This is a genomic window from Frankia sp. AgB32, from assembly GCF_023243045.1.
Taxonomy (GTDB): domain Bacteria; phylum Actinomycetota; class Actinomycetes; order Frankiales; family Frankiaceae; genus Frankia.
In genome coordinates, this window is the sequence record NZ_JALKFX010000085.1 from 1 (window position 1) to 19,688 (window position 19,688).

The window sequence follows — 19,688 nt, forward strand, 5'->3', positions numbered from 1 at the left end:
GCCCCCCGCCCGCCCCCCCCCCCCCCCCCCCCGCCCCCCCCCCGCCCGCCCCCCCCCCCCCCCCCCCCCCCCCCCGGGCTCGCGAAGGCCCGCCGCGCACCCGCCGGCCGGTCCAAGACCTCCCCTGCCGACGCGGCGAAGGCGTTGGAAGGCGCGCAGACACGCGACGAGGCCGCGGGGATCCTTTCCGGCCTGACGGTCACCCAGCTGCGCGCATTCGCGGCTGAGCGTGGCATGACACTGGTCGGGTCGAAGAAGCAGGGGATCGTCGACAGCCTCGTTGATCAGTCCATGGGCTCCAAGGCCAGCTCTAAGACGACGCAACACGAAGAACGCAACCTACCCGACATGCCAGGCGGAAACCGGCGGAAGCCGGACTCGGTAGACAATAAATCCGACGAGGAGCTTCCTCCACCATCAATGCGACTCGGAAATGGCGATGGCAATAAAATACGGATATTGGGGATCGATGTCAGCGCGCTGATGGAAGACCTCGATCCCCACTCGATGCCCTTCGATGAATGGCGGAAGATCGCCAAACAGCGGAGTGATGCCGCGATCATCGAAGCGGAGAAGGAACGCCGCGATGACTACCGGGATCGCGTCGGCGAACACAATAGCGCGGTGGAACGCCTCGTCGAGAAAGCCCCCGACGATTACTTCTTCAAGCAAGACTTCAATCAGCCTGCCACGAAACATCCGGACGGATCTATCACGGTCGATGGGCATACATTCGAGGCAAAAGACCTTGCTGTCGCGCAGATGCTGACCGATAAGCCAGCCACCGACGCTGAGATCGGGCGCCTCCTCGGAATTTATGGCTATGAGGTCAACGAATACCTGGATCGCTCGCCGATCAAAGCTGTCACAGTGTCCAAATTCGAGCAGACCGGAAGGTCACGTTTCGGGTCAGGACTTCCGACCGGTGTCACCAGATGGAGGTTGGCGCTGCCTGTCACCATAAACGCATCGTCGTGGGATCGGAGACAGCAGCTAAGGAACCAGGCGCGGGCGCTGGCAGCCCTGCGCGCAAACACCGACCCGATGGTCACATACGCAAGCCAGTAGCTGACCGGAGGTTACGTGGACGCCTCGCCCTGGACTCTCCACGAGGGTGACTCGCTCGCCTGGCTCGCCACCCTTCCCACCGGCCACGCCGACGCACTCGTCACCGACCCGCCCTACAGCTCCGGCGGCCAGTTCCGTTCCGACCGCGCCACCGGCTCCACGATCAAATACGCCCAGAGCAGTTACTCGGGCGCCAGCCTGCCTGACTTCTCCGGAGACAACCGGGACGGCCACGGCTTCGCGCTGTGGGCCACCCTGTGGCTGTCCGAAGCCCACCGGGTTGTCCGCCCGGGCGGGGTGGTCTGCCTGTTCACCGACTGGCGGCAGCTCCCCACCATGACCGACGTGTTGCAGGCCGGCGGCTGGGTGTGGCGCGGCATCAACGTCTGGGCCAAACCAGCGCACCGGGCTCGGCCGCAGCAAGGCCGGTTCCGCAACCAGGCCGAGTTCATCGTCTGGGGCTCTCACGGCCGCATGCCCTCGGGTGGCGCGGTGCATCCGGGGCTGCATGAGGGTGTCGCGCCGGTCGGTGAAGGCCGTTCCCATCCGACGGAGAAACCGTTGACGGTGATGCGGGATCTGGTGCGGATCGTCCCGCCCGGTGGGCTGGTGCTCGATCCGTTCGCTGGTTCGGGCACGACCGGCCTCGCCGCGCTCCTTGAGGGTCGCAGGTTCGCGGGCTGTGAGATCACCCCGCACTACGCGGCGCTCGCCCGCCAGCGCCTCGCCACAGCCGCGGGTGACACCCTGCCGGCCACGGCTGGGCAGGGCCTTCTCGAACTACCTGACGCCGTCTGAACCCCTGGGAGCCCCTCGTGTCATCCGGCCCCCACTGCGCGGCGATCACCGTCAAAGGCATGCCCTGCAAGAACAAGCCCCGCCCCGGCAGCCCCTACTGCGGCGTCCACAAGAACTACAAGCACGGCGCGAAGGCGGGCAGTGTCCCCCTCGCGAAACTCGCCGGCCGCAATACCGCACCCCACAAAACCAGCGGGCCTGAGCACGGCGACACGATGGCACACCTAGGCCGCGCTGAGACCCGGGAGCAGGCCGCTGCGGCACTCCAGGGCATGACCATCGCGCAGCTCCGGACGTTCGCCCGCGACAACAACCTGACCGCGTCCGGCCGGACTAAGAAGGATCTGGTCGGTGGCCTCGTCGACCAGACGGTCGGCGCCCGGTTGAACCGCGCCGCGATCCAACACGACGAACTCCGGGACGGTCTCACCCCGGCCCGTGTCGGCGCCCATACGGTCGACCGGAATGGAGATGAGGGTCAGAAGCTGACGCTCGGGAAACTCGCCCGTGCCCCCCGGGCGAAGACGTCTCGCGCCGAGCGTGTCGCTCCCGAGGAGGCGATGGGTCGCCTCCAGGCGGCCGGTTCCCGCGAGGACGCTGCGGCGATCCTCAACGGGATGACGGTCACTCAACTCCGCACCTTCGCGAAGGATCATGATCTGACGGCGGTTGGGTCGACGAAAAAGTCAATCGTCGAGTCGCTGGTCGACCAGACCACCGGATACAAGATCAGCTCACGGACGATGCAACACCAGGAACGCGACCTACCCGGCGTATACGGCAACTCGGGCCCAACGCAGGGCAAGCAGCAGATCCTGCCCGGGGAGCGGACAGGTTCGACGAAGAACCGGGCCCCGGCACGCGCGTGGAACCCAGGTACCCGGATCGGTGACTTGGCTGTGGCCTCCCGCGGCGGGGTCCTGACGGCCTACACCGTCCGGCAATCGGTCAAGAACGACATGGGAAGTATCCGAAATGTAGTCGCGGATGCGGCCGGAGTTGAGCACCTGCTGGACGACGTCAACGACCGGAACGTGTGGACGGCATCGGCCGACAAGGTCGACGTCGCTGCCGCCCTGAAGCGGGGGCCGTGGTCGACCCCCGATGAGGCCCGCGAGGCGCTACGCGACCTGCTCACGAAATAACCGGCGTTGTATACCCCTCGGGAGCCCCCTTGCCGTACCCGTCATCAGGACGGTTCGTCCACGTCATCACCGCCGACCCAGGACCTGAACCCGACGAGCGCACTCCGATCGCAACCGCGCCCGCGCTGATCGTCGACTCGGACGAGCTGCGCTTCGATCCCCGCGTAGCCGTCCAGGTGTTCCACCCTGACGGCCGGATCGAGCACCGTGCCGGCGTGCGGGTGTACGACACCGGCCGGGAAACCCTCGCCGCCATCGGCACGGAAGGCTGGGAGAAGGTCGCGTTCTGGCCCGGCGGGAGCCTTCTGGAGACGCCTCCCGGTGAGTACACCGACCCTCGCGAGGCCCTACGCGCCCTGGCCGTGAAGCTGGAGGAACGCGCGACCCGAGCCGCGTCCGAGGATGCGGCCCCCTTCTACGCCGAGGCCGCGCGGATCTGGGAGTTCCTGGCTGCGAAGCCTCGGCGGCCCTCGGTCGCCGTGCACCGAGCCCAGCAGAAGGGGGGCATGGTCGACGTCGAGCAGGTGCTGGCCGCCGAGATCGCCCGGTCCGCGCGTACGAGGAACGGGGCCGTGTGACCGCCGACCCGTGCCCGCTCGACATGCCCCTGCCCCCACGGGGCGCCGGGAAGGTCTTCAGCTTCGACGCTGAGACCGACGGCCTGTACGGGCCGGTGTGGGCGATCGGAGCGGTCGTCCTCGGCGACACGGCCGACGGGCCCGTGCCCCGCTTCGCCGGCCAGCTCGACCCCGACGTGGTCACCGACCCGTGGGTGCGTGAGCATGTCGTCCCGGTCGTCGACCTCCCCCGCTACGAGACCCGCGTCGAGCTGCTGGATGCCTTCTGGGCGTTCTGGCTGGAACACCGCGACGGGGCGGACTGTGTCGGGGACTTCGCCGCCCCCGTCGAGGCCGGCCTGTTCCGGGCCTGCGTCGAGCTGGACATCCCCGGCCGGCAGTGGAACGGCCCGTACCCGCTGCACGAGCTGGGCACGGCCCTCCTGACGGCCGGCGAAGACCCGGATGTCGACCGGCGGAAGCTCTCCGGCCGGCTCGATCTCACCCCGCACGACCCTGTCTGTGACGCGCTCGCGTCGGGGCTGTGCTGGCAGCGTGTCAGGAACGGCACCCTGTGAGCGTCTCCGACGGCCGACAGCCCGACTGCCCGTTCTGCCCGGACGGCCACCGCAACCCCGCCACACGCAACTGGGGTGTCCGCGTCTCCCCCGAAGTCGACCACGACGGCCAACCCGTGTGGCTGCTGGTCGGCCCGCCGGACGGGAAGCATCACGTCGCCCAGTCGGATGCGGACTGGCTGTGGAACCTGATCCGCAACCATCGGGCGGGAACGGCTTCGGACGCACCACGGCGCTTCCAGCTCGACCGCCAGGTTGATGTCAGCGGGGTCAGCGGCACGGGCATCGTGGCCGACGGGGTCCGCTGGCCCGACGGCAGCGCGGATGTTCGCTGGCGTGGCGACCGGCCGTCCGCCGTCCACTGGGACCGCATGGAACACGCCGAGCAGATCCACGGGCATGGCGGGGCGACGCGGATCGTCTGGCTGGACTGACGAGGAGCCGATCCCATGGCGGTGCCCGCCCTATGCTCGGCGATCACCCTCAAAGGCACCCGCTGTAAGAACCGGGCGAAGCACGGCAGCGTGTGCGGGGTCCATGAGAAGACCCGGAAGAAACTCGCCGAGCTAGCAGCATCAGCCAAGCCGCGGTCGAAGAAAACGAGTCTGACCGCGCCCGCCCAGGCACGCTCAACCTCGAAGGCCACACCGAAGTCTGCTCACGTCGGGAAGGGCACACACCTGGGTGCACTCCCGCTGGCGGACAACGGAAGTAACCTCGCATGGAAGGGTAACGCGACCGCCGACGGAAAATTCTCTGTTGAGAAACAGAATGGCCGCTGGCATGCCCTCGATCATCGCACCCGCAAAGCGGGTATTAAGATGACTGGCGGCGGTGTGAAGACGAAGGCCGAAGCGGTCCGCCACGTTACGGAATTCACCGCCATGCGCGGGACGTCGGATGCCGCTCTCATGCGGAACGCCCGCAGTCGGGCGGATGCGGCGCAGACCGCGGCAAGGCGCGCGGCAGTGAACGAAGCGACTGGCCGGATCGGCGACAGTCAGGTCGCGGCCAAGCAGCGCGTTGCGGCCATCGGTGCCCGGGCGGCGTTCCGCGCGGCCGACGAGCAGATCACCGAGACGAACGCCGCACTCGCTGCTCTCCCTGCCGGGCATCGCCTCGCCACGCTCCTCGACGCCCACCGTGAGCACCTAACCAAGCAGCGGGAGCGTCACCGGGCAGACGCCGGCCACCATGATCTGCAAGCCGATTTCGACGTCTACGGCAAGCGCCGTGCCGGCCATACGCCGGCCAGCCGTGCTCTCATGGCTGCCGAGCGGGCCGGTGTGCCTGCGGTCCCGCCCGGGGCGTGACCCGATGGGGTGTTCGCCGCCCGCTACGAGCCCGCGGACGGCTGACGGCCCGGGTACGGCGGCTGGTCAGTGCGCGGGTTGCGTTCGTCCCACTCCGCGCCGCAATCCGGGCAATACCGGTATCCGTGGGCCTTGCGCCTGACCCTGCCCAAGTGGCGGTCACGAAGCGGGGCGCAGATGGTCGGGTCGTCGTCGGTCATGGTGGTCACAGCTCTCCTCGATTGTCAGAACGGCGCTTCGACGTCCGGCTCGCGGCCGGGATGCCGCAGGCGAGCAGGCCGGCGGGGCGCACACGATCCTCACCGCTTGCCGGGGAACGGCGGCTCGACCGCAGGCTTCCCCCGCCCGGGGGAGGCTGGGCGTTCCGCGCGGGGACCGAGCCGGCTGGTCATCTCGACGTGCAGCGCGTCGGGTTTCCTGTCGGCTCAGACGGTGATCGTGCCGGTCGGCACCTCGTAGGGCGCGGGGTCAAGTAGCCGGGCCAAGTCGACGTCGAGCGCCGCGCACAACGCCAGCGCCTCAACGAGCGTCAGCCCGCGTGCTCGGCCGCCGGTTTCGGCGGTGGACAGGACGCTGCGGGCCATCCCGACTTGTGCGGCGAGGCCGGCCTGGCTGATCCCGCGTGCTGTGCGGATCGCGCGGAGTCGCTCGATCACCCGATCGGCAGTCTGTCCGATTTCCTGACCTTCGCCGCGCACCTCGTGTCGCCTTTCTCGTCCCATAGTCTGAAATTCTAACATGATGAGCCGATGACAGGGGTTGCGTTGCCTCTCCCCGCCGGCGGAAACACGCCTTGGCCCCCGCCCCACCTCGGCGCCCCCTTCGCCGAGATGGACCGCCTCGCCGCCTGGTGGGAGGGCGACCCGGAGAAGCTGTCCGCCGTCTACGGCGGCAGCGCGGACACCGCCGCCACATCCGAGCGGAGCTTCGAGCGACCGGCGCAGCACCGCGGCGGCGTCGTCGGCGCGGTCGCCCGCTGGTTCTGGGGCCAGCCGACCAGCCCGCAGCAGCAGCGCACCAAAGTCCACGTCCCGCTGGCCTCGGAGATCGCGTCCGCGTCTGCCGACCTGCTGTTCAGCCGCGCCATCACCGTCACCTGGGGAGACGAGGACGCCCGACGGGCCGACCGTGACGCCGCCGTCCAGGACGCCCAGGATCTGGCCGACCAGCAGGCCGCCGACGACCACGCCGCCGCGATGGACGACGCCGGAGTCGACCCGGCCGAACCCCACCCCCTCACCGGCCTACCCCCCGAACCACCGACGGCCGAACCCGTCGACGCCCCCGACGTCCCCCCGGACCCGGCGCAGCAACGCTTCGACCAGCTCCGCGAAGCCTCCATGCTCGACGCCACCCTGCTCGAAGCCGCCGAGATCGCCGCCGCCCTGTCCGGGGTGTACCTCCGCCTGGTCTGGGACGAGGAGTTGCAGGACGGCCCGTGGATCAGCGTCGTCCACCCGGACTCGGCGGTACCCGAGTTCAGGTTCGACCGTCTGTGGGCGGTGACGTTCTGGCGTGAGCTGGTCAGCGCCGACCCGCGCGAGTCTCGCGGCAAGGTCATCCGCCACCTCGAACGCCACGAACGCGGCCAGATCCTCCACGGCCTGTACGAGGGCGACCGGGACAACCTCGGCCGCGCGATCCCCCTGTCCGAGGCGCCCGACCTCGAAGGGCTCGTCGAGAGCCTCGAAAACGGCAACAAGATCCCCACGATTGAGGGGCGCTTGACGGCCTGCTACATCCCGAACATGCGCCCGGCCCCGCAGTGGCGGCGCCTGCCGCAGCTCGCCCCGCTCGGCCGCTCCGACTACACCCCGCCCGTCCTGGCGTTGATGGACCAGCTCGACGAGGTCATGACGTCGTGGATGCGCGACATCCGGCTGGGCAAGGCCCGCATCCAGGTGCCCGAGCAGTACCTGGAATCCCAGGGCCGCGGCAAAGGCGCCACCTGGGATGAGGACCGCGAGGTCTACACCCCCCTCAACCTCCTGCCCGTCCCCGGTGGCCCGCCGCAGATCACCGCGACGCAGTTCCAGATCCGCGTGGACGAGCACGAGCGGACCGCCCGGGCGCTGATGGACGCGATCGTCCGCGGCGCCGGCTACAGCTCGCAGACGTTCGGGTCGGACTCCGAAGGCGCCGGGGCGGCCACTGCGACCGAGGTCAACGCCCGCGAGAAGCGCAGCGTCCTGACCCGCGAGAAGAAGATCCGCTACTGGGATCACGCGCTCGGCGACCTGTTCTACACCTGGCTGCTGCTCGACGCCGCGCTCGCCGGCGTGAAGGCCGCTCCGCCGGCCACGGACACCGCGCCGAAGCCCGGCCAGCCCCAGCCCGGCGACGCCCCGGCCGAACCCGGCAAGGGCACGGGCACCGACGGGCAGAAGCCCATGGCCGGCAAGCAGGCCGAACCCGCGCCCGGCCCGCCCGGTACGAAGCCCACCCCCGGCGACGCGAAGGCGCCCGCAGGCAAGGGCAAGCCGTTCGGCCAGCAGCAGGGCCAGGACGACGCCGAACCCGAGCAGGACGACGACACCGCCCAGCCCGCAGGGGGGAAGCGCCGCCCGTTCGGCAAGGGCAAGGGCGCTCCGCCGTTCGGGAAGAAGCCGGCCGGCGACGCGCAGGACAGCCAGACCCCACCCGGCACACCGCCCGCACAGCCAGGCAAGCCTGGTGGCCGGTCGGGTCCGACGCTCGGAGCGCTCGCCCGCACCGCCGGGCAGCCCCCCGCCGACCCCGGCCAGATGGCAGGCGACGGGCAGGACCCGAACGCCGCGCTCGACCCCAACGCACCCGCGGCACCGGTGATCCCGGACGGGCCGCCGGAACTGTCCTGGCCGGCCCTCGCCGATGCGGACCAGCTCACGCTGGCCCAGACCGCACAGGCCATCTTCGCCGCCTCAGCCGCGAGCAAATACACCCTGGTCAAACTCCTCCACCCCGATTGGGACGAGGACCAGATCCAGGACGAGCTCGCCCGCATGGACGAGGACACCAAGGCTGCGGCCCCGCAGGACCCGATGGCCATGGGTGGCGAACAGCCCCTCGGCGGCCCCCCGTTCGGGCAGGACCCGATGGACGACGGCAGCGGCGACCAGGGCGACACCGGCCAAGACGACGGCAGCGACAACGGCGGAGGGTTCCCATTCCAGTGATCCGCAAGTGCCCGCCCTGGCTCGCCTACGCCCTCATCGGGCTTGCCGGTGCGCTGCTGATCGCCGCGGCCATCCTGCTCGCCGTGTTCGACGTCGGCGGCCCATCGCCCAACGGTCCATCGCAGGTCGGGCGGCCAACGAACTGCTATCCGATCCATGCCGGCAAGGTCATCGTCATGAGCTGCCATTGAGCACCGATCCCCCCGGCCTCGGCTGGCACGTCATCCGCGGCGAAGACCTCCTCGACCTGCTCCGCCGGGCCGCCGCAGGCGAGGACCCGGATCTGCTCTACGCCGAGGCATGGGCGAACGCCGCCCACGAGCAGGTCGACGGCGACACGGACTGATCGAGCGGGGGCGTGGTGGCCCGCCCGAAGCTCGCCCACCTCGCCCGCACGTACAAGCGGGACGCCCGCGGCCGGTTCGCCCGCACCAGCAGCGCCGGCAGCGACACGGCGGCGATCCTCGGCCGCCGCAAGGAAGGCCGGCACCGCGCCGGACGCACCCCCCACGAGTACGAACAGGCCGAGCAGCGCCTCCGCGCGGTCTACGGCGATCGGCTTCGGGTCAAGGACCGCGACGACCCAGCCGTGCAAAAGGCCCTGATCGACCTGGACGCAATGCCCGAAGATCATAAGCGGCGTCTCGCCCGGCACTTCGCCGGCGTCGAGGGCGGCGGACTACTGATCGCGAAGGGTCGGGCCATCGACGTCTACAAGGCCCATGGCCGGCAGGACCTGATCGACCAGGTGTGGGGCCATCGGGACGGCCAGATCGCCCTGGGCATGTACACGTCGAGGACCCGGGTCGCAGCGATCGGCACCATCGACGGCGGGGGCGCCTCCACCGCCCAGCACGAAGCCGCTCATGCGCTGGACCATGCGTTGGGTTGGCCGTCGCAGAACCGGAAACTCCCCGTCTGGCCGGCGGTGAAACAGGCCCGCTGGCACGACATCCTGCACTGGTATTTCGCGCAGGAACACGGCAAGGGCCAGCAGGAATCGTTCGCGGAGGGCTACGTCCAGTGGAACAAGCACCGCGACGACCCGAACCGCAATCGGAAGATCGCCGAAGGGCTGGGTGCGCCGAACGGGAAGACCGGCTATGACGCGGAAGTCGAGCGCCTCGGCCGGAGACTCAGCGAGTTCTTCGACACCCTGGTCTAGAATCCCCGGCCATGCTCCCTACACGGCTCCCTGACGGGTCGATCCGCGCGCCACGGACCGTCGGCGACGGCCGGGCGATGATCGGCGATGCGATGGTGACCCTCAAGCCTGGCGACCCGGACTACGACAAAGAAGATCGTTTCCTGAGGTCCCGCGGCCAGTAACACACCTGGGGGTCGGATGGCCCCCACCCCGGATGACGCCTCCCACCTCGGCGACCGCATCCGCAAGGCGTATGAGGACCTCGAAACCGGCCTGATCGGCAAGATCGCGAAAGCGGTGGGCCTGGGCAAGGGCACCCTCGGCGGCGCCCTGGGGAAGCGGGGCCTGCTCCGCCGGGCCGCGCAGAAGCTGATCGGCCTGACCGCCGCCAAGGTCGCCCGGGAGCTGCCGCCGCTGATCGACGAGGCGTATCAGATCGGCGCGGACGAAGCGGCCCGCGAGATCGCCCGGATGCGCCGCCTCGACGTCGACCAGGCCCCGCGACGTGAATCCCCCGGCGGTCGGGGCCGGTCCGGGCCGGTCCGGCCGCCGATGCGCGACGAGCTCGCCGGCCGGCTGATCCGCGAGTTCCACCCTCAGGTGCTGCGCGGCGTCGACGACATCTACCGGCGGATCGTCGCCGAGGTGTACGCCCCGGCGCTGGCCGAGCCGGCTACCCGGCTGGAGGCGTCCCAGCGGGTGCTCGCCCGGTTCGCGCAGGAGGGCATCACCGGGTTCACCGACAAGGCCGGCCGACGCTGGCGGGCCGAGTCCTACGCCGAGATGGCGATGCGGGCCGCGTTCGCCAGGGCCACGATCGCCGGGGCGCTCGACCAGTACCGGGCCGACGGCATCGACCTCGTGGGCGTCCCCGACATTCCGTTCGGATGCGCCGAGTGCGCCCCCTTCGAGGGCCGCATTCTGTCGATCCGTGCCGGGGCCCGGGCGCCCCGCGGCATCCAGATCTACGCCAGCATCGACGAGGCGTACGCCCGCGGCTTCGGGCACCCTGGCTGCCGCCACTCCCTGACCCCCATTTCGGGGACAGATGCCGCCCGCGAGCTCCAGAAGGCCCACCAGCCCCACGACGAGCAGGGCTACAAGGCCACCCAGCAGCAGCGCGCACATGAACGCCGCATCCGCGCCGCGAAGCGTCAGCTGGTGGCCGCGCAGGAGTCCGCGGCCGACGCCGCAGCCGTCCGCCGCGCCCGCGACAGCGTCCGCCAGCAGCAGGCCGGGCTCCGGGACTTCCTCGCCGCGAACCCGCAGCTGCTGCGCTACTCCAGCCGCGAGCAGGTCCGGAAGCCAGGCGACAAGGTCGAACGGGCCGTCTGACGGCATAACATGCCACCGCTTTTCACACCCCGGAGGCCGCGATGGCTGCCGGTGGTATGCGGGTGCGGGCGGACTGGCACGGCAGCCGGATCCTCGGGCGGATACCGGTCGTCCGCCGCCGGGCGCTCCAGAAGGCCGGGCATCAGTGGCTGGCGAGATCGCAGGCGCTCGTGCCGTTGCGCGAGGGACATCTGCTGCGCACCGGTAAGGCCACGGTGGCCGACCGCAGCGTGACGGTCGCCTACGGTCAACCCTACGGGGCTATCCAGCATGAGCGTCTCGACTACCACCACCTGCCAGGACGGCAGGCGCACTACATCACCGACGCCGTCCCCCCCGGCGCCCTCGCCGGAGCCCTGCAAGAGGCATTCCGCGAATTCTTCCGCTGACCTGGAGGCCATCGTGCGCTCGGACATCGACGCCCTGCTTGCTGCCCTGTTCCACTTGACGTGGATCATCGTCGGGGTGGTCTGGCTCATCCAACAGGCCCACTGATGCCCCGCCGGCCCGCCTCCGCTGCTGCACGGGCAGCGATCGCCGCAGGGCTACGCCACTACTGGGCCTCCCACGGCGGCGCCAACAGCCAGGGTGGCCGTGAGCACAGCGTCCGCCTCGGCCCGGTCCGTGTCCGCGTCGGTACCCGTGCGCCTGGCGGGCCGCCCAGCACGACGCTGGGCGCGGCAGCGCAGGCCCACCGGCAGCACCGCGCAGCCGCCCGCGGCCGGGCACTCAACTCAGGCATGCGCGACGGCGAGGTGGACCGGGCCCGCGCGCAGGTCCGCCACCAAAGCGAGCAGGAACAGGCCGGCCGCGACGAGAGCGGCGCCCAGCACCATCGCCGCCTACTAGCCCGTGGACAGGAGTCGTCACCGGAGCTGGAGGCCGCAGCCCAACGCGACGCTGTCCGCCAAGCCGCCCGCCGCCGCGCCGTCAGTCAGGCTGCGCGGCATCGCCGGCCGAACCCAGGCGAGCAGCGCAGGTCCAATGGCGGCTCGCAGGCTGGTCAGCGGCGTACGTCCGGCTCGTCCGGTCAGCGTCGGACCCCGCCCGCCGGTCAGCGTAGGCAGCCGGCGCCACGACGTCGGACCACCGGCACATCCGGGAGCTGACCGACAGAAGGCTCGGGCTGGCCGGCCTGCACCCGGGTGGATCCGACCAGCCTCCGCCTTGTGTGGGGCGAGGGACTCGAACCCCCTGAGCCTCTCGGCGACCGGGTTACAGCCGGTCCTGACTCGCCATCGTCAGCGGCCCCACCAGCCAACTGATCGTACTTGGGGGCGGGAGGCCGGGCCGGTAGCGATCCGGCCTTTCAGAGCCCGACCCGTCGGCCGGTAGTGCCCCGCCTCCCGCCAGCCCGTCTCGCCGTCGTGAGCGGTGGCACGGCGTCCCGCGCCCGACGTCGACCCGGGCCCTTCCAGGTGCGGGGACCGGGCCGGGCGCGACCCCAGCCCTTGAGGGCCCGACCCGCCGGCCTGCCACCCCGTCCCCGCGCGCACGAGCGTAACCCGACATCTCCCCCGTGACCTGGGGGTTTCCCCAACCACATCCTTCGAGGCCCGCCCGGGTGGCGGGCCTTCGTCATGCCTGGAGCCATGCGTGTCCGACGACGCCCCCACCGGTGACCCTGCGGCCGACGCCGGCATCCCACCGGCCCCCACACCCCCCGCTCCCGCGCCGGCCCGGACAGCCCCCCCGGCGCAGACAGCCGCACCGGCCGCGCAGGCCCCCGCAGCCTCCGGTGGCGGGCTGAGCTTGGCCGAGCAGGGCATCACCCCGCAGTCCCTCGCCGCCGCGCTCGCAGCCCAGCAGCCCCGGCACGCCTCGGACTCGGACCGGGACATCTCCCGGCTCCCCCAGTGGGCCCAGACCGAGATCCGTAAGGCGCGTGACGGTGAGGCCGGCTACCGGGTCCGCTACCGCGAGGCCGAGCAGGCAGGCACCGAGCTGCGGCAGACCATCGCCGATGCTGCCGGCCTCGACGTCTCCGAGGTGACCGCGGACAGCCTTCAGGACCTGTTCGCCTACGCGGCCGGTGCCGCGCAGCGGGCCGAGGTCACCCAGGCCGCGCTCGTCGCCGCCGTCGAGCACGGGCTGGACCCGGCCGCGCTGCTGAAGTGGCAGCCGTTCCTCGACGCCGCCGACACGCTCGATCCGACCGCCGACGATTTCCGGACGACCGTCGGGAGTCTCGTCCGCGAGACCGGCGAATCCACCCCAATTCTTCGGGCTCTCCAGGCTGGCCAGGAGCCGGCGCGGGGTGTTCCGTCGCGCTCCGGCGCACCGATTCCCGGCGGGTCCGGGAATCAGCCCCAGATCACTATGGAAGACGTCAACGCGATGGCCGCAGACGGCCAGTTTGAGCGTATCGACGCACTTCGCCGTGAAGGCAAGTTGTCCCACCTCATCTGAGGTGGCGCATTCCAGTACGCGCCCGGGTGGTGCGACTGACCGGAATTTCCGCACCACCTGAAAGAGATTAAGATGGCCATCAATCGGTTTGTGCCGATTATCTGGACGTCCGCGCTGATGTCCTCCCTCAAGAAGAGCCTGGTCTATGCGGACCTGTGCAATACTGACTATGAGGGCGAGATCCAGTCCGCGGGCAACACCGTGAAGATCACGTCGATCTCGCGGCCCACGATCAACAGCTACACCCGGAACAGCAACATCAACTATGAGGAACTGACCGACGCTCAGCGCTCCCTCGTAGTCGACCAGGAGAAGTACTGGGCGGTCACCGTCGACGACGTCGACAAGGCCCAGGCCAAGGCCGACGTCGTCTCCGAAGCGATGTCCGAAGCCGCCTACGCGCTCGCCGACACCATCGACCAGTACATCGCCGCCCTCTACACCCAGGCGCAGACCGCGAACCGCCTCGGCACCGTCGCGGTCACGAACACCGACATCGCCTACACCCAGATCCGCCTCCTGAAGCTGCGGTTGGACCAGGCGAACGTGCCCCAGGAGGGCCGCTGGCTCGTCTGCCCGCCCTGGTATCACTCGCTGCTCCTGGAGAACCAGAAGTTCGTGTCCTACATGAACAGCCAGACCACGGAGCCGCTCTACAACGGCCAGGTCGGCCGCGCACTCGGATTCGACATCCGGGTGTCAAACAACGCACCCCTGGTCACCGGTGACGACTACGCCGTCATGGCGGGCACCAACCGCGCGATCACTTTCGCGCGGCAGCTCACCAAGACGGAGGCCGGTCGTTCCGAGCAGCGTATCGGCGACTGGATGCGCGGGATAGCGGTATACGGCTCCAAGGTGATCCGTCCGGAAGGCATCGCGACCATGGTCGCGTCGATGACCTGATCCCCCCGACCATTCTTCCGCCCCTTCACGGGGCTTTTTTTATTGCCTGAAAGGAGGGCGACATGGCAAGGACCTCGATTCCTTACACCACCCTGGTGCCGAACGGGAACGTCGCGCAGCCAGCTGGCACGGCGATCGACGCGACGAACAGCCACGTCATCAACAGCGCCCGGCCCGAGCAGACGGTCCTGCGGGTCACGAACACCCACAGCTCCGACCATGTGATCACGATCAAGGCGGGTGACTACCCGCCCGCGTGGGCCGCCGGCCTCGGCGACCTGACGGTGACCGTGGTCGCGACGACCGGCGTCCAGTTCATCGGCCCGTTCGAGTCCGGCAGGTTCCTCAAGAAGAACACCGACGGCACGGCCGCACTGAACATCGACATCGAGGCGGCGCACGCAGGCACCATCACCGCGTTCCTCGTCCCGCTGGCCACCTGATGGCCGCCGAGGACGCCGCACCGCTGACCGTGTTTCTGCGGCACGGCGGCGAGCTGAACGAGCACGACTGGCCTTTGCACCCGGACATCGCCGAACAGTTGACGAAGGGCATGGTCACCCAGGCCAGCGAGCCGGGGCCGGCGACGTGGCACCGGCCTGCGGGCGACGGGCCGTCGGAATCGGAGCAGACCGGCCGGGAGATCTTCGCGACGGACAAGCCGATGCTCCCGCACCGCAGCGCCCCGAAGCCTGAGTGGGTCGGCTACGCGGTGAAGGTCCACCAGGTGAGGCCGGACGACGCCGAGGCGATGACGAAGCAGGACCTCATCGACCGGTTCGGCGGCGCCTCGTGACCGCGTTCGCGGACAAGATCCGGTCGGTCGGCTATCTCCGCGGTGGTCGGACCCGGCCCCGGGTGCGTGAGGGCCGCGCGCACCCGGACTCCGGCGTCCCGTTCAAGGCCGTCACCGACGAGCTCGGCGGCGTCGTTACCGAGCACGCCACCCGCGATGACCGGGTCGACGTCACCGTCCACGCCCCCCGCCTGCACGTGCAGGCCACACAGACCGAGGAACGCTGATGCCGAAGGATCCGGACGAGCTGTCGCAGCTCGTCGGCGGGCTGAGCGTGGAGGGCCGCGAGCAGCTCCTCGCGCAGCTCCGCGGCCCGGCCCGCGCGCTGATGCTCGCCGCCGATCTGGAGGCCGCGCAGGACGCGGTCCGCCAGGCCCCCGACGACCCGGCGGTGGCCGAGTCCTACGAGCAGGCGTCCGTCGCGCTGGCCGAGCATCGGGCCACGATGGCGCCGGTCGGTCAGCCGCTGGTCGGTGGCGACGCGGTCGTTACCGGAGAGGAGGGCTGACCTGTGGCGATCACCGCATCCGGCCTTTACAGCAAGGTGATCATCGCTGCGTTCAACGCGACGCAGCTCGCGATCGACCTCTCGCTCGCCACCCACAAGATCGCCCTGTACGCCAACACCATCACCCCCGATTTCGAGGCCACGGCCGCGAACGCCGCCTTCGGCCAGGGTGCCTACGCGACTGGCGAAGTGTTCGGTACCGGGTGGGCGACCGGTGGTGTGGCCCTGTCCGCGGCGGCGACCGGTGCGACGTCGACCTCGCCGACGCTGACAAGTACCGGTGGGACGGTCAGCTACGGCATGGGCAACGTCGCCGTGTCGGCCACGACGTTGACCAACGCCCGCGGTGCCCTGCTCTACGCCGACGCGCTGTCCGGTGACCCGGGGATTGTGTTCGTGAATTTCGGGGCGGACTATTCGACCAATAACGGGGTCTTTGGGGTGAACTGGACAGGGGGGGTGTGCTTCAGCTGGGACGTCACACCTTAACGATCTAGGTCCCGTCGTCCGCCGCCCCGCCACCCCCTGGAGGTTCAGCGGTGGCGAAAACCGGGGTGGGCGTCGACACGTTCGACACGGCCGTCGGCGCGGCGTGGGGCAGCACCAACACGACGAACGTCGCCTGGGTATCCGACGCGGGCGGCGGTCATGTCGAGCTGACCGTCGAAACAACGGTGTACAGCCTGTACCGGGCGACCGCGGAGGACCTCACTGACTCGTTCGCGTTCGCGAAGGTCACCTTCCCCGCGTCGACCGGGCCGATCCAGTCCGCACTCGAGGTCTCGGACAGCCAGACGTCGGGGACGAACCGGATCCGCTGGTACCGCAACGGCGCCGCCACCCTGTCCGCGGTGGTCCTCACCGGCGGGGCGGTCGTCGGCACCCAGGTCGACCTCACCTACGACGCGACCGCCCATGCCTGGCTCCGGATCCGCGAGGCATCCGGAACGATCTACTGGGACACGTCTCCCGATGGGCTGACCTGGACGAACAGGCACAGCGCCACCGCCCCCACCTGGGGCGCGAACCTCACCGCCGTCTACCCCCGCGCCAGGGCATTCCGCTCGGGTGCGGACACCGCCGGCGTGATCACGTTCGACAGCTACAACACCGTCGTCGCCACAACAGCGCCAGCCGCGGTGGCCGCTACAACCACCGTGCCGGCGGCGACGTTCACCAGCAGCGCCAGCCCGACGCCCGCCACCGTCACCGCGGTCACGGCGGTTCCGGCACCGGTCGTCGAGTCCACGATCGCGGCGCCGGTCGTCACTGCGACGACGTCGATCACTGGCCCGGTGTTCTCCCGGACCGCGACCCCCGCCGCCGTCGCGGTGGTCGCGGCTGTCCCGGCCGCCACCCCAGCGGCGAGCGCCACCACCGGCCCGGCCGCGGTCACCGCCACGTCGACGGTGTCGACGCCCGCAGTGTCCGCCGGCTGGAACGGTCTGGCGCTCGTCGCGTCCGGCACGCCCGCGCGGGCAACCGCGGCCGGGACCAGCCCGGGGTTGCCAGCCGGGGTGCGCCAAGACGACCTCCTCGTCCTCGTCGACGGTGTCGTCTCCTGGTCGGGGACCGGCGGTCCGGCGACTCCGGGGACACCGGCCGGGTGGACGCAGGTCACGAGTTTCCGGAACACGGGCACCAGCGGCCTCGCCCGGATCACCCTGTACCACCGGGTGTACCAGGCGGGGGACAGCGCCCCCACGGTCACCTACACCAGCAACAGCGGCGGCGGAAACGACAACCACGCCTCGCAGATCCACGCGTTCCGCGGCAACGCGACGACCAGCGTTCAGGACGCCGTCGGCACGGGCAGCTCGACCGCGTCGAGCACCACAGCCATGGGGCCGATCACTGGCCTGACCACGGCGACCGCCGGCAGCATGGTCGTCGTCGCCGGAATCCGCGACGACACGCTGACCAGCACAACGGCGCTGACCGGCGACAGCCTGACCTGGCTCAAGTTGCCGGACTACTCCAACGCGACGGCCGACGCCCTGTCGGCGCTCATCCAGTACGCGATCACCACAACACCGCTGACCGTCACCAGCAAAACGGTCACGCTGACCGGTACGGACGCGGCCGGCGCCGGCCTGATGTGGGCGGTCAAGGCCGCACAGGCACCCACCCCGGCCGCGGTCGCGGCGACGACGTCGGTCCCTGCGGCCACGGTGCAGGCCGGGTCCGCCCCCGCACCTGCCACGGTCGCCGCGGTCGCCGCGGTTCCTGGGCCGGCGGCGCAGGGCGGTGCGGCGGCGGCACCCAGTGCCGTAACCGCCGTCGCCGCGGTGCCATCGGCGGCGGTGGCGGTGCGAGCCACCCCGGGCGCGGTGGCCGCGGCCGCGGGGGTTCCGCCGGCGGTAGCGCAGGCCGGGGCGTCCGCGGCGCCCGCCGCGGTCGTCGCCGTCAGCGCGGTGCCGGCTCCGGCGCTGTACTCCAACGCGACACCAGCGCCCGCACAGGTCATGGCGGTCGCCGCTGTGCCGGCCGTCGTGCTCGCGGCGGGCGCGGTCTCCCAGCCCGCCACCGTCGCCGCCCTCACCGCGGTGCCCGCGCCGGACGTGCGCACGTCGAGCACGGCCACACCCGGCGCGGTCGCCGTCGCCGCCAACGTCCCCGTTGCTGTCCTCGGGATCGCGCCGAACACCGTCACCGCGGTGAGCACGATCCCGGCGCCTGCCCCGGTGGCGGGGATGACGGTCTCCCCGGCCGCTGTCGCCGCGGGCGTGGCCGTGCCGGCGCCGGTGTTCACGAGCAGCGCCACCCCCGCGCCCGGTCCTGTCGGGGTCGTCGCGGCGGTGCCCGGCCCGGCCGGTTCGGGGAGTTCCACCGCGACCCCGGCCACCGCTACGGCCGTGACGTCGATCCCGGCGCCCACCGTGTTCTCCGCGGCCGGCCCGTCCCCGGCCGTCGTGACCGCCGCCGCCTCGGTGCCGGCGCCTGCGGTCGCGGCGGGGGTGATCGCAGCCCCGGCCACGGTCAGCGCGGCCGGGGCTGTTCCGGTCCCGGCCGCCGGCGGTGGCGCCGCGCCATCCCCTGCGGCGGTTGCCGCCGTCACGGCCGTGCCAGCCTCTGGGCTCCGGACGGACAGCACCCTCACGGCCATCACGGTCACCGCTCTCGCCGCGGTGCCGGCGCCGGCGATCGTCACGGTCATCGGTGTCGGCGCGACCACGGTCACCGCCAGCGTCGCCGTGCCGGCCGCAGTCGTATCGGCGTCTGCGACCTCAACCCCGAGCGCGCTGGCCGCGATCGCAGCCGTCCCCGCTCCGGCCCTCACCGTCGGGGGCACGGCGACACCCGGCCCCGTGGCCGCCGTCGCCGATCTGCCCCTGGCCCTCGCCGGCGGCGGCGCCGCGGCGGCCGTCGGCACCACCAGCACGACCACATCGGTTCCCGGCGCGGATCTGACTGCCGGTGCGACCTCGACCCCGCCGGCCGTCGCCGCCGTCGCAGCGGTGCCCGCGCCGTCCGTCGCGACCGACGGTGCGGCCACCCCGACCGCGGTCACCGCCACGGCCGCGGTTCCTGCCGCTGGGGTGCGCGCGGACAGCATCATCGCCGCCGGCGCGCTCGCCACAGTGGGCCTCGTGCCGGCGCCGGCTATCACGGCCGGTTCGACGGCGCTCCCGGGTGTGGTGGCCGCGGTCGTCGCGGTCCCGGCCGCAGGGATGTCCGCGAGCTCGACCGCAAGCCCCGGCCCTGTCGGTGTCGTGGTGCTCGTCGGGGGTGTCACACCGTCGGCGAGTTCGACGGCCAGCCCGGCTGTTGTCACGGTGCTCGCCGGCGTGGCCGCAGCGGCAGCACAGGGCGGCGCCGCAGCCTCACCGGCAACCGTCGCGCTCGTCGCCGCGGTCCCGCTGGCGGAGGCGTGGGCACAGTCCGACTCGATCATCCCCGTGGCCGCGGTGTCCGCGGCCCCCGGGGGTCCGAGCGCGGGCGGGTGCGGCGGGGCGGCGCGGGGCCGCGCCCC

The 19,688-nt window shown here is 71.2% G+C and carries 21 protein-coding genes and 1 pseudogene; 21 read left to right on the top strand and 1 reads right to left on the bottom strand.

Features of this window, described 5'->3' with window-relative positions; all coding sequences use genetic code 11:
* Nucleotides 1-144: 144 nt before the first annotated feature.
* The 7 genes from MXD60_RS20505 (at nt 145) to MXD60_RS20535 (ending at nt 5,459) form a co-directional block, all read left to right on the top strand.
* On the top strand, nt 145-1,068 hold the full coding sequence (locus MXD60_RS20505) for a hypothetical protein (protein WP_248820953.1): 924 nt from the start codon (nt 145-147) through the stop codon (nt 1,066-1,068).
* Nucleotides 1,069-1,083: 15 nt separating this feature from the next.
* Nucleotides 1,084-1,866 (top strand): DNA-methyltransferase, encoded by a 783-nt coding sequence (locus MXD60_RS20510; RefSeq protein WP_248820954.1) that lies wholly within the window; start codon nt 1,084-1,086, stop codon nt 1,864-1,866.
* Between the two features lie 272 nt (nt 1,867-2,138).
* Nucleotides 2,139-3,011, top strand: coding sequence for a hypothetical protein (locus tag MXD60_RS20515; RefSeq protein WP_248820955.1), 873 nt, complete (start codon nt 2,139-2,141; stop codon nt 3,009-3,011).
* 29 nt (nt 3,012-3,040) lie between these two features.
* Nucleotides 3,041-3,589, top strand: a complete 549-nt coding sequence (locus MXD60_RS20520; RefSeq protein WP_248820956.1) for a hypothetical protein — start codon at nt 3,041-3,043, stop codon at nt 3,587-3,589.
* A complete protein-coding gene (locus MXD60_RS20525) occupies nt 3,586-4,146 on the top strand; it encodes a hypothetical protein (RefSeq protein ID WP_248820957.1) in 561 nt (186 codons plus the stop codon). Before MXD60_RS20520 ends, MXD60_RS20525 begins: the two co-directional genes overlap by 4 nt.
* Entirely contained in the window at nt 4,143-4,580 is a 438-nt protein-coding gene (locus MXD60_RS20530; protein WP_248820958.1) for a hypothetical protein, read from the top strand. The genes MXD60_RS20525 and MXD60_RS20530 overlap by 4 nt, the downstream gene beginning before the upstream one ends.
* A 15-nt stretch (nt 4,581-4,595) precedes the next feature.
* A complete protein-coding gene (locus MXD60_RS20535; RefSeq protein ID WP_248820959.1) occupies nt 4,596-5,459 on the top strand; it encodes a hypothetical protein in 864 nt (287 codons plus the stop codon).
* A 425-nt stretch (nt 5,460-5,884) separates the two neighbouring features.
* Here MXD60_RS20535 and MXD60_RS20540 read toward each other — a convergent pair whose 3' ends face one another.
* Nucleotides 5,885-6,157, bottom strand: a complete 273-nt coding sequence (locus MXD60_RS20540; protein ID WP_248820960.1) for a helix-turn-helix domain-containing protein — start codon at nt 6,155-6,157, stop codon at nt 5,885-5,887.
* Between the two features lie 51 nt (nt 6,158-6,208).
* Between MXD60_RS20540 and MXD60_RS20545 the strand changes: the two genes are divergently transcribed.
* The 14 genes and pseudogenes from MXD60_RS20545 to MXD60_RS20610 form a co-directional block, all read left to right on the top strand.
* The gene (locus tag MXD60_RS20545) at nt 6,209-8,614 is read left to right on the top strand and encodes a hypothetical protein (RefSeq protein ID WP_248820961.1); all 2,406 of its coding nucleotides are present in this window, start codon (nt 6,209-6,211) and stop codon (nt 8,612-8,614) included.
* The gene (locus MXD60_RS20550) at nt 8,611-8,805 is read left to right on the top strand and encodes a hypothetical protein (RefSeq protein ID WP_248820962.1); all 195 of its coding nucleotides are present in this window, start codon (nt 8,611-8,613) and stop codon (nt 8,803-8,805) included. Before MXD60_RS20545 ends, MXD60_RS20550 begins: the two co-directional genes overlap by 4 nt.
* The gene (locus MXD60_RS20555; protein ID WP_248820963.1) at nt 8,802-8,960 is read left to right on the top strand and encodes a hypothetical protein; all 159 of its coding nucleotides are present in this window, start codon (nt 8,802-8,804) and stop codon (nt 8,958-8,960) included. Before MXD60_RS20550 ends, MXD60_RS20555 begins: the two co-directional genes overlap by 4 nt.
* 12 nt (nt 8,961-8,972) lie before the next feature.
* Complete coding sequence (locus MXD60_RS20560; protein WP_248820964.1) at nt 8,973-9,779, top strand: hypothetical protein; 807 nt, start codon at nt 8,973-8,975, stop codon at nt 9,777-9,779.
* Between the two features lie 180 nt (nt 9,780-9,959).
* A complete protein-coding gene (locus MXD60_RS20565) occupies nt 9,960-11,096 on the top strand; it encodes a phage minor capsid protein (RefSeq protein ID WP_248820965.1) in 1,137 nt (378 codons plus the stop codon).
* 41 nt (nt 11,097-11,137) lie between these two features.
* Nucleotides 11,138-11,485, top strand: coding sequence for a hypothetical protein (locus MXD60_RS20570; RefSeq protein WP_248820966.1), 348 nt, complete (start codon nt 11,138-11,140; stop codon nt 11,483-11,485).
* A gap of 1,207 nt (nt 11,486-12,692) precedes the next feature.
* Nucleotides 12,693-13,505 (top strand): hypothetical protein, encoded by an 813-nt coding sequence (locus MXD60_RS20575; RefSeq protein ID WP_248820967.1) that lies wholly within the window; start codon nt 12,693-12,695, stop codon nt 13,503-13,505.
* A gap of 72 nt (nt 13,506-13,577) precedes the next feature.
* A complete protein-coding gene (locus MXD60_RS20580) occupies nt 13,578-14,411 on the top strand; it encodes a phage capsid protein (protein ID WP_248820968.1) in 834 nt (277 codons plus the stop codon).
* Between the two features lie 62 nt (nt 14,412-14,473).
* Nucleotides 14,474-14,854 (top strand): hypothetical protein, encoded by a 381-nt coding sequence (locus MXD60_RS20585; protein WP_248820969.1) that lies wholly within the window; start codon nt 14,474-14,476, stop codon nt 14,852-14,854.
* Nucleotides 14,854-15,207: a hypothetical protein gene (locus tag MXD60_RS20590; protein ID WP_248820970.1), complete on the top strand. Its 354-nt coding sequence runs from the start codon at nt 14,854-14,856 to the stop codon at nt 15,205-15,207. The genes MXD60_RS20585 and MXD60_RS20590 overlap by 1 nt, the downstream gene beginning before the upstream one ends.
* Nucleotides 15,204-15,434 carry a hypothetical protein gene (locus MXD60_RS20595; RefSeq protein WP_248820971.1) on the top strand — a complete coding sequence of 77 codons (231 nt, stop codon included), beginning with the start codon at nt 15,204-15,206 and terminating at the stop codon, nt 15,432-15,434. The genes MXD60_RS20590 and MXD60_RS20595 overlap by 4 nt, the downstream gene beginning before the upstream one ends.
* Nucleotides 15,434-15,715, top strand: a complete 282-nt coding sequence (locus MXD60_RS20600; RefSeq protein WP_248820972.1) for a hypothetical protein — start codon at nt 15,434-15,436, stop codon at nt 15,713-15,715. Before MXD60_RS20595 ends, MXD60_RS20600 begins: the two co-directional genes overlap by 1 nt.
* Before the next feature lie 3 nt (nt 15,716-15,718).
* Nucleotides 15,719-16,204 carry a hypothetical protein gene (locus tag MXD60_RS20605; RefSeq protein ID WP_248820973.1) on the top strand — a complete coding sequence of 162 codons (486 nt, stop codon included), beginning with the start codon at nt 15,719-15,721 and terminating at the stop codon, nt 16,202-16,204.
* A 50-nt stretch (nt 16,205-16,254) separates the two neighbouring features.
* Nucleotides 16,255-19,688 (top strand): annotated as a pseudogene (locus MXD60_RS20610) (hypothetical protein); the annotation flags it as partial.

Excerpts from the sequence above, each read along its gene's own strand:
- MXD60_RS20515 (WP_248820955.1), top strand. The coding sequence starts at position 2,139 with ATGACCATCGCGCAGCTCCGGACGTTCGCCCGCGACAACAACCTGACC.
- MXD60_RS20535 (WP_248820959.1), top strand. The coding sequence starts at position 4,596 with ATGGCGGTGCCCGCCCTATGCTCGGCGATCACCCTCAAAGGCACCCGC.
- MXD60_RS20545 (WP_248820961.1), top strand. The coding sequence starts at position 6,209 with ATGACAGGGGTTGCGTTGCCTCTCCCCGCCGGCGGAAACACGCCTTGG.
- MXD60_RS20565 (WP_248820965.1), top strand. The coding sequence starts at position 9,960 with ATGGCCCCCACCCCGGATGACGCCTCCCACCTCGGCGACCGCATCCGC.
- MXD60_RS20570 (WP_248820966.1), top strand. The coding sequence starts at position 11,138 with ATGGCTGCCGGTGGTATGCGGGTGCGGGCGGACTGGCACGGCAGCCGG.
- MXD60_RS20580 (WP_248820968.1), top strand. The coding sequence starts at position 13,578 with ATGGCCATCAATCGGTTTGTGCCGATTATCTGGACGTCCGCGCTGATG.
- MXD60_RS20585 (WP_248820969.1), top strand. The coding sequence starts at position 14,474 with ATGGCAAGGACCTCGATTCCTTACACCACCCTGGTGCCGAACGGGAAC.
- MXD60_RS20590 (WP_248820970.1), top strand. The coding sequence starts at position 14,854 with ATGGCCGCCGAGGACGCCGCACCGCTGACCGTGTTTCTGCGGCACGGC.
- MXD60_RS20600 (WP_248820972.1), top strand. The coding sequence starts at position 15,434 with ATGCCGAAGGATCCGGACGAGCTGTCGCAGCTCGTCGGCGGGCTGAGC.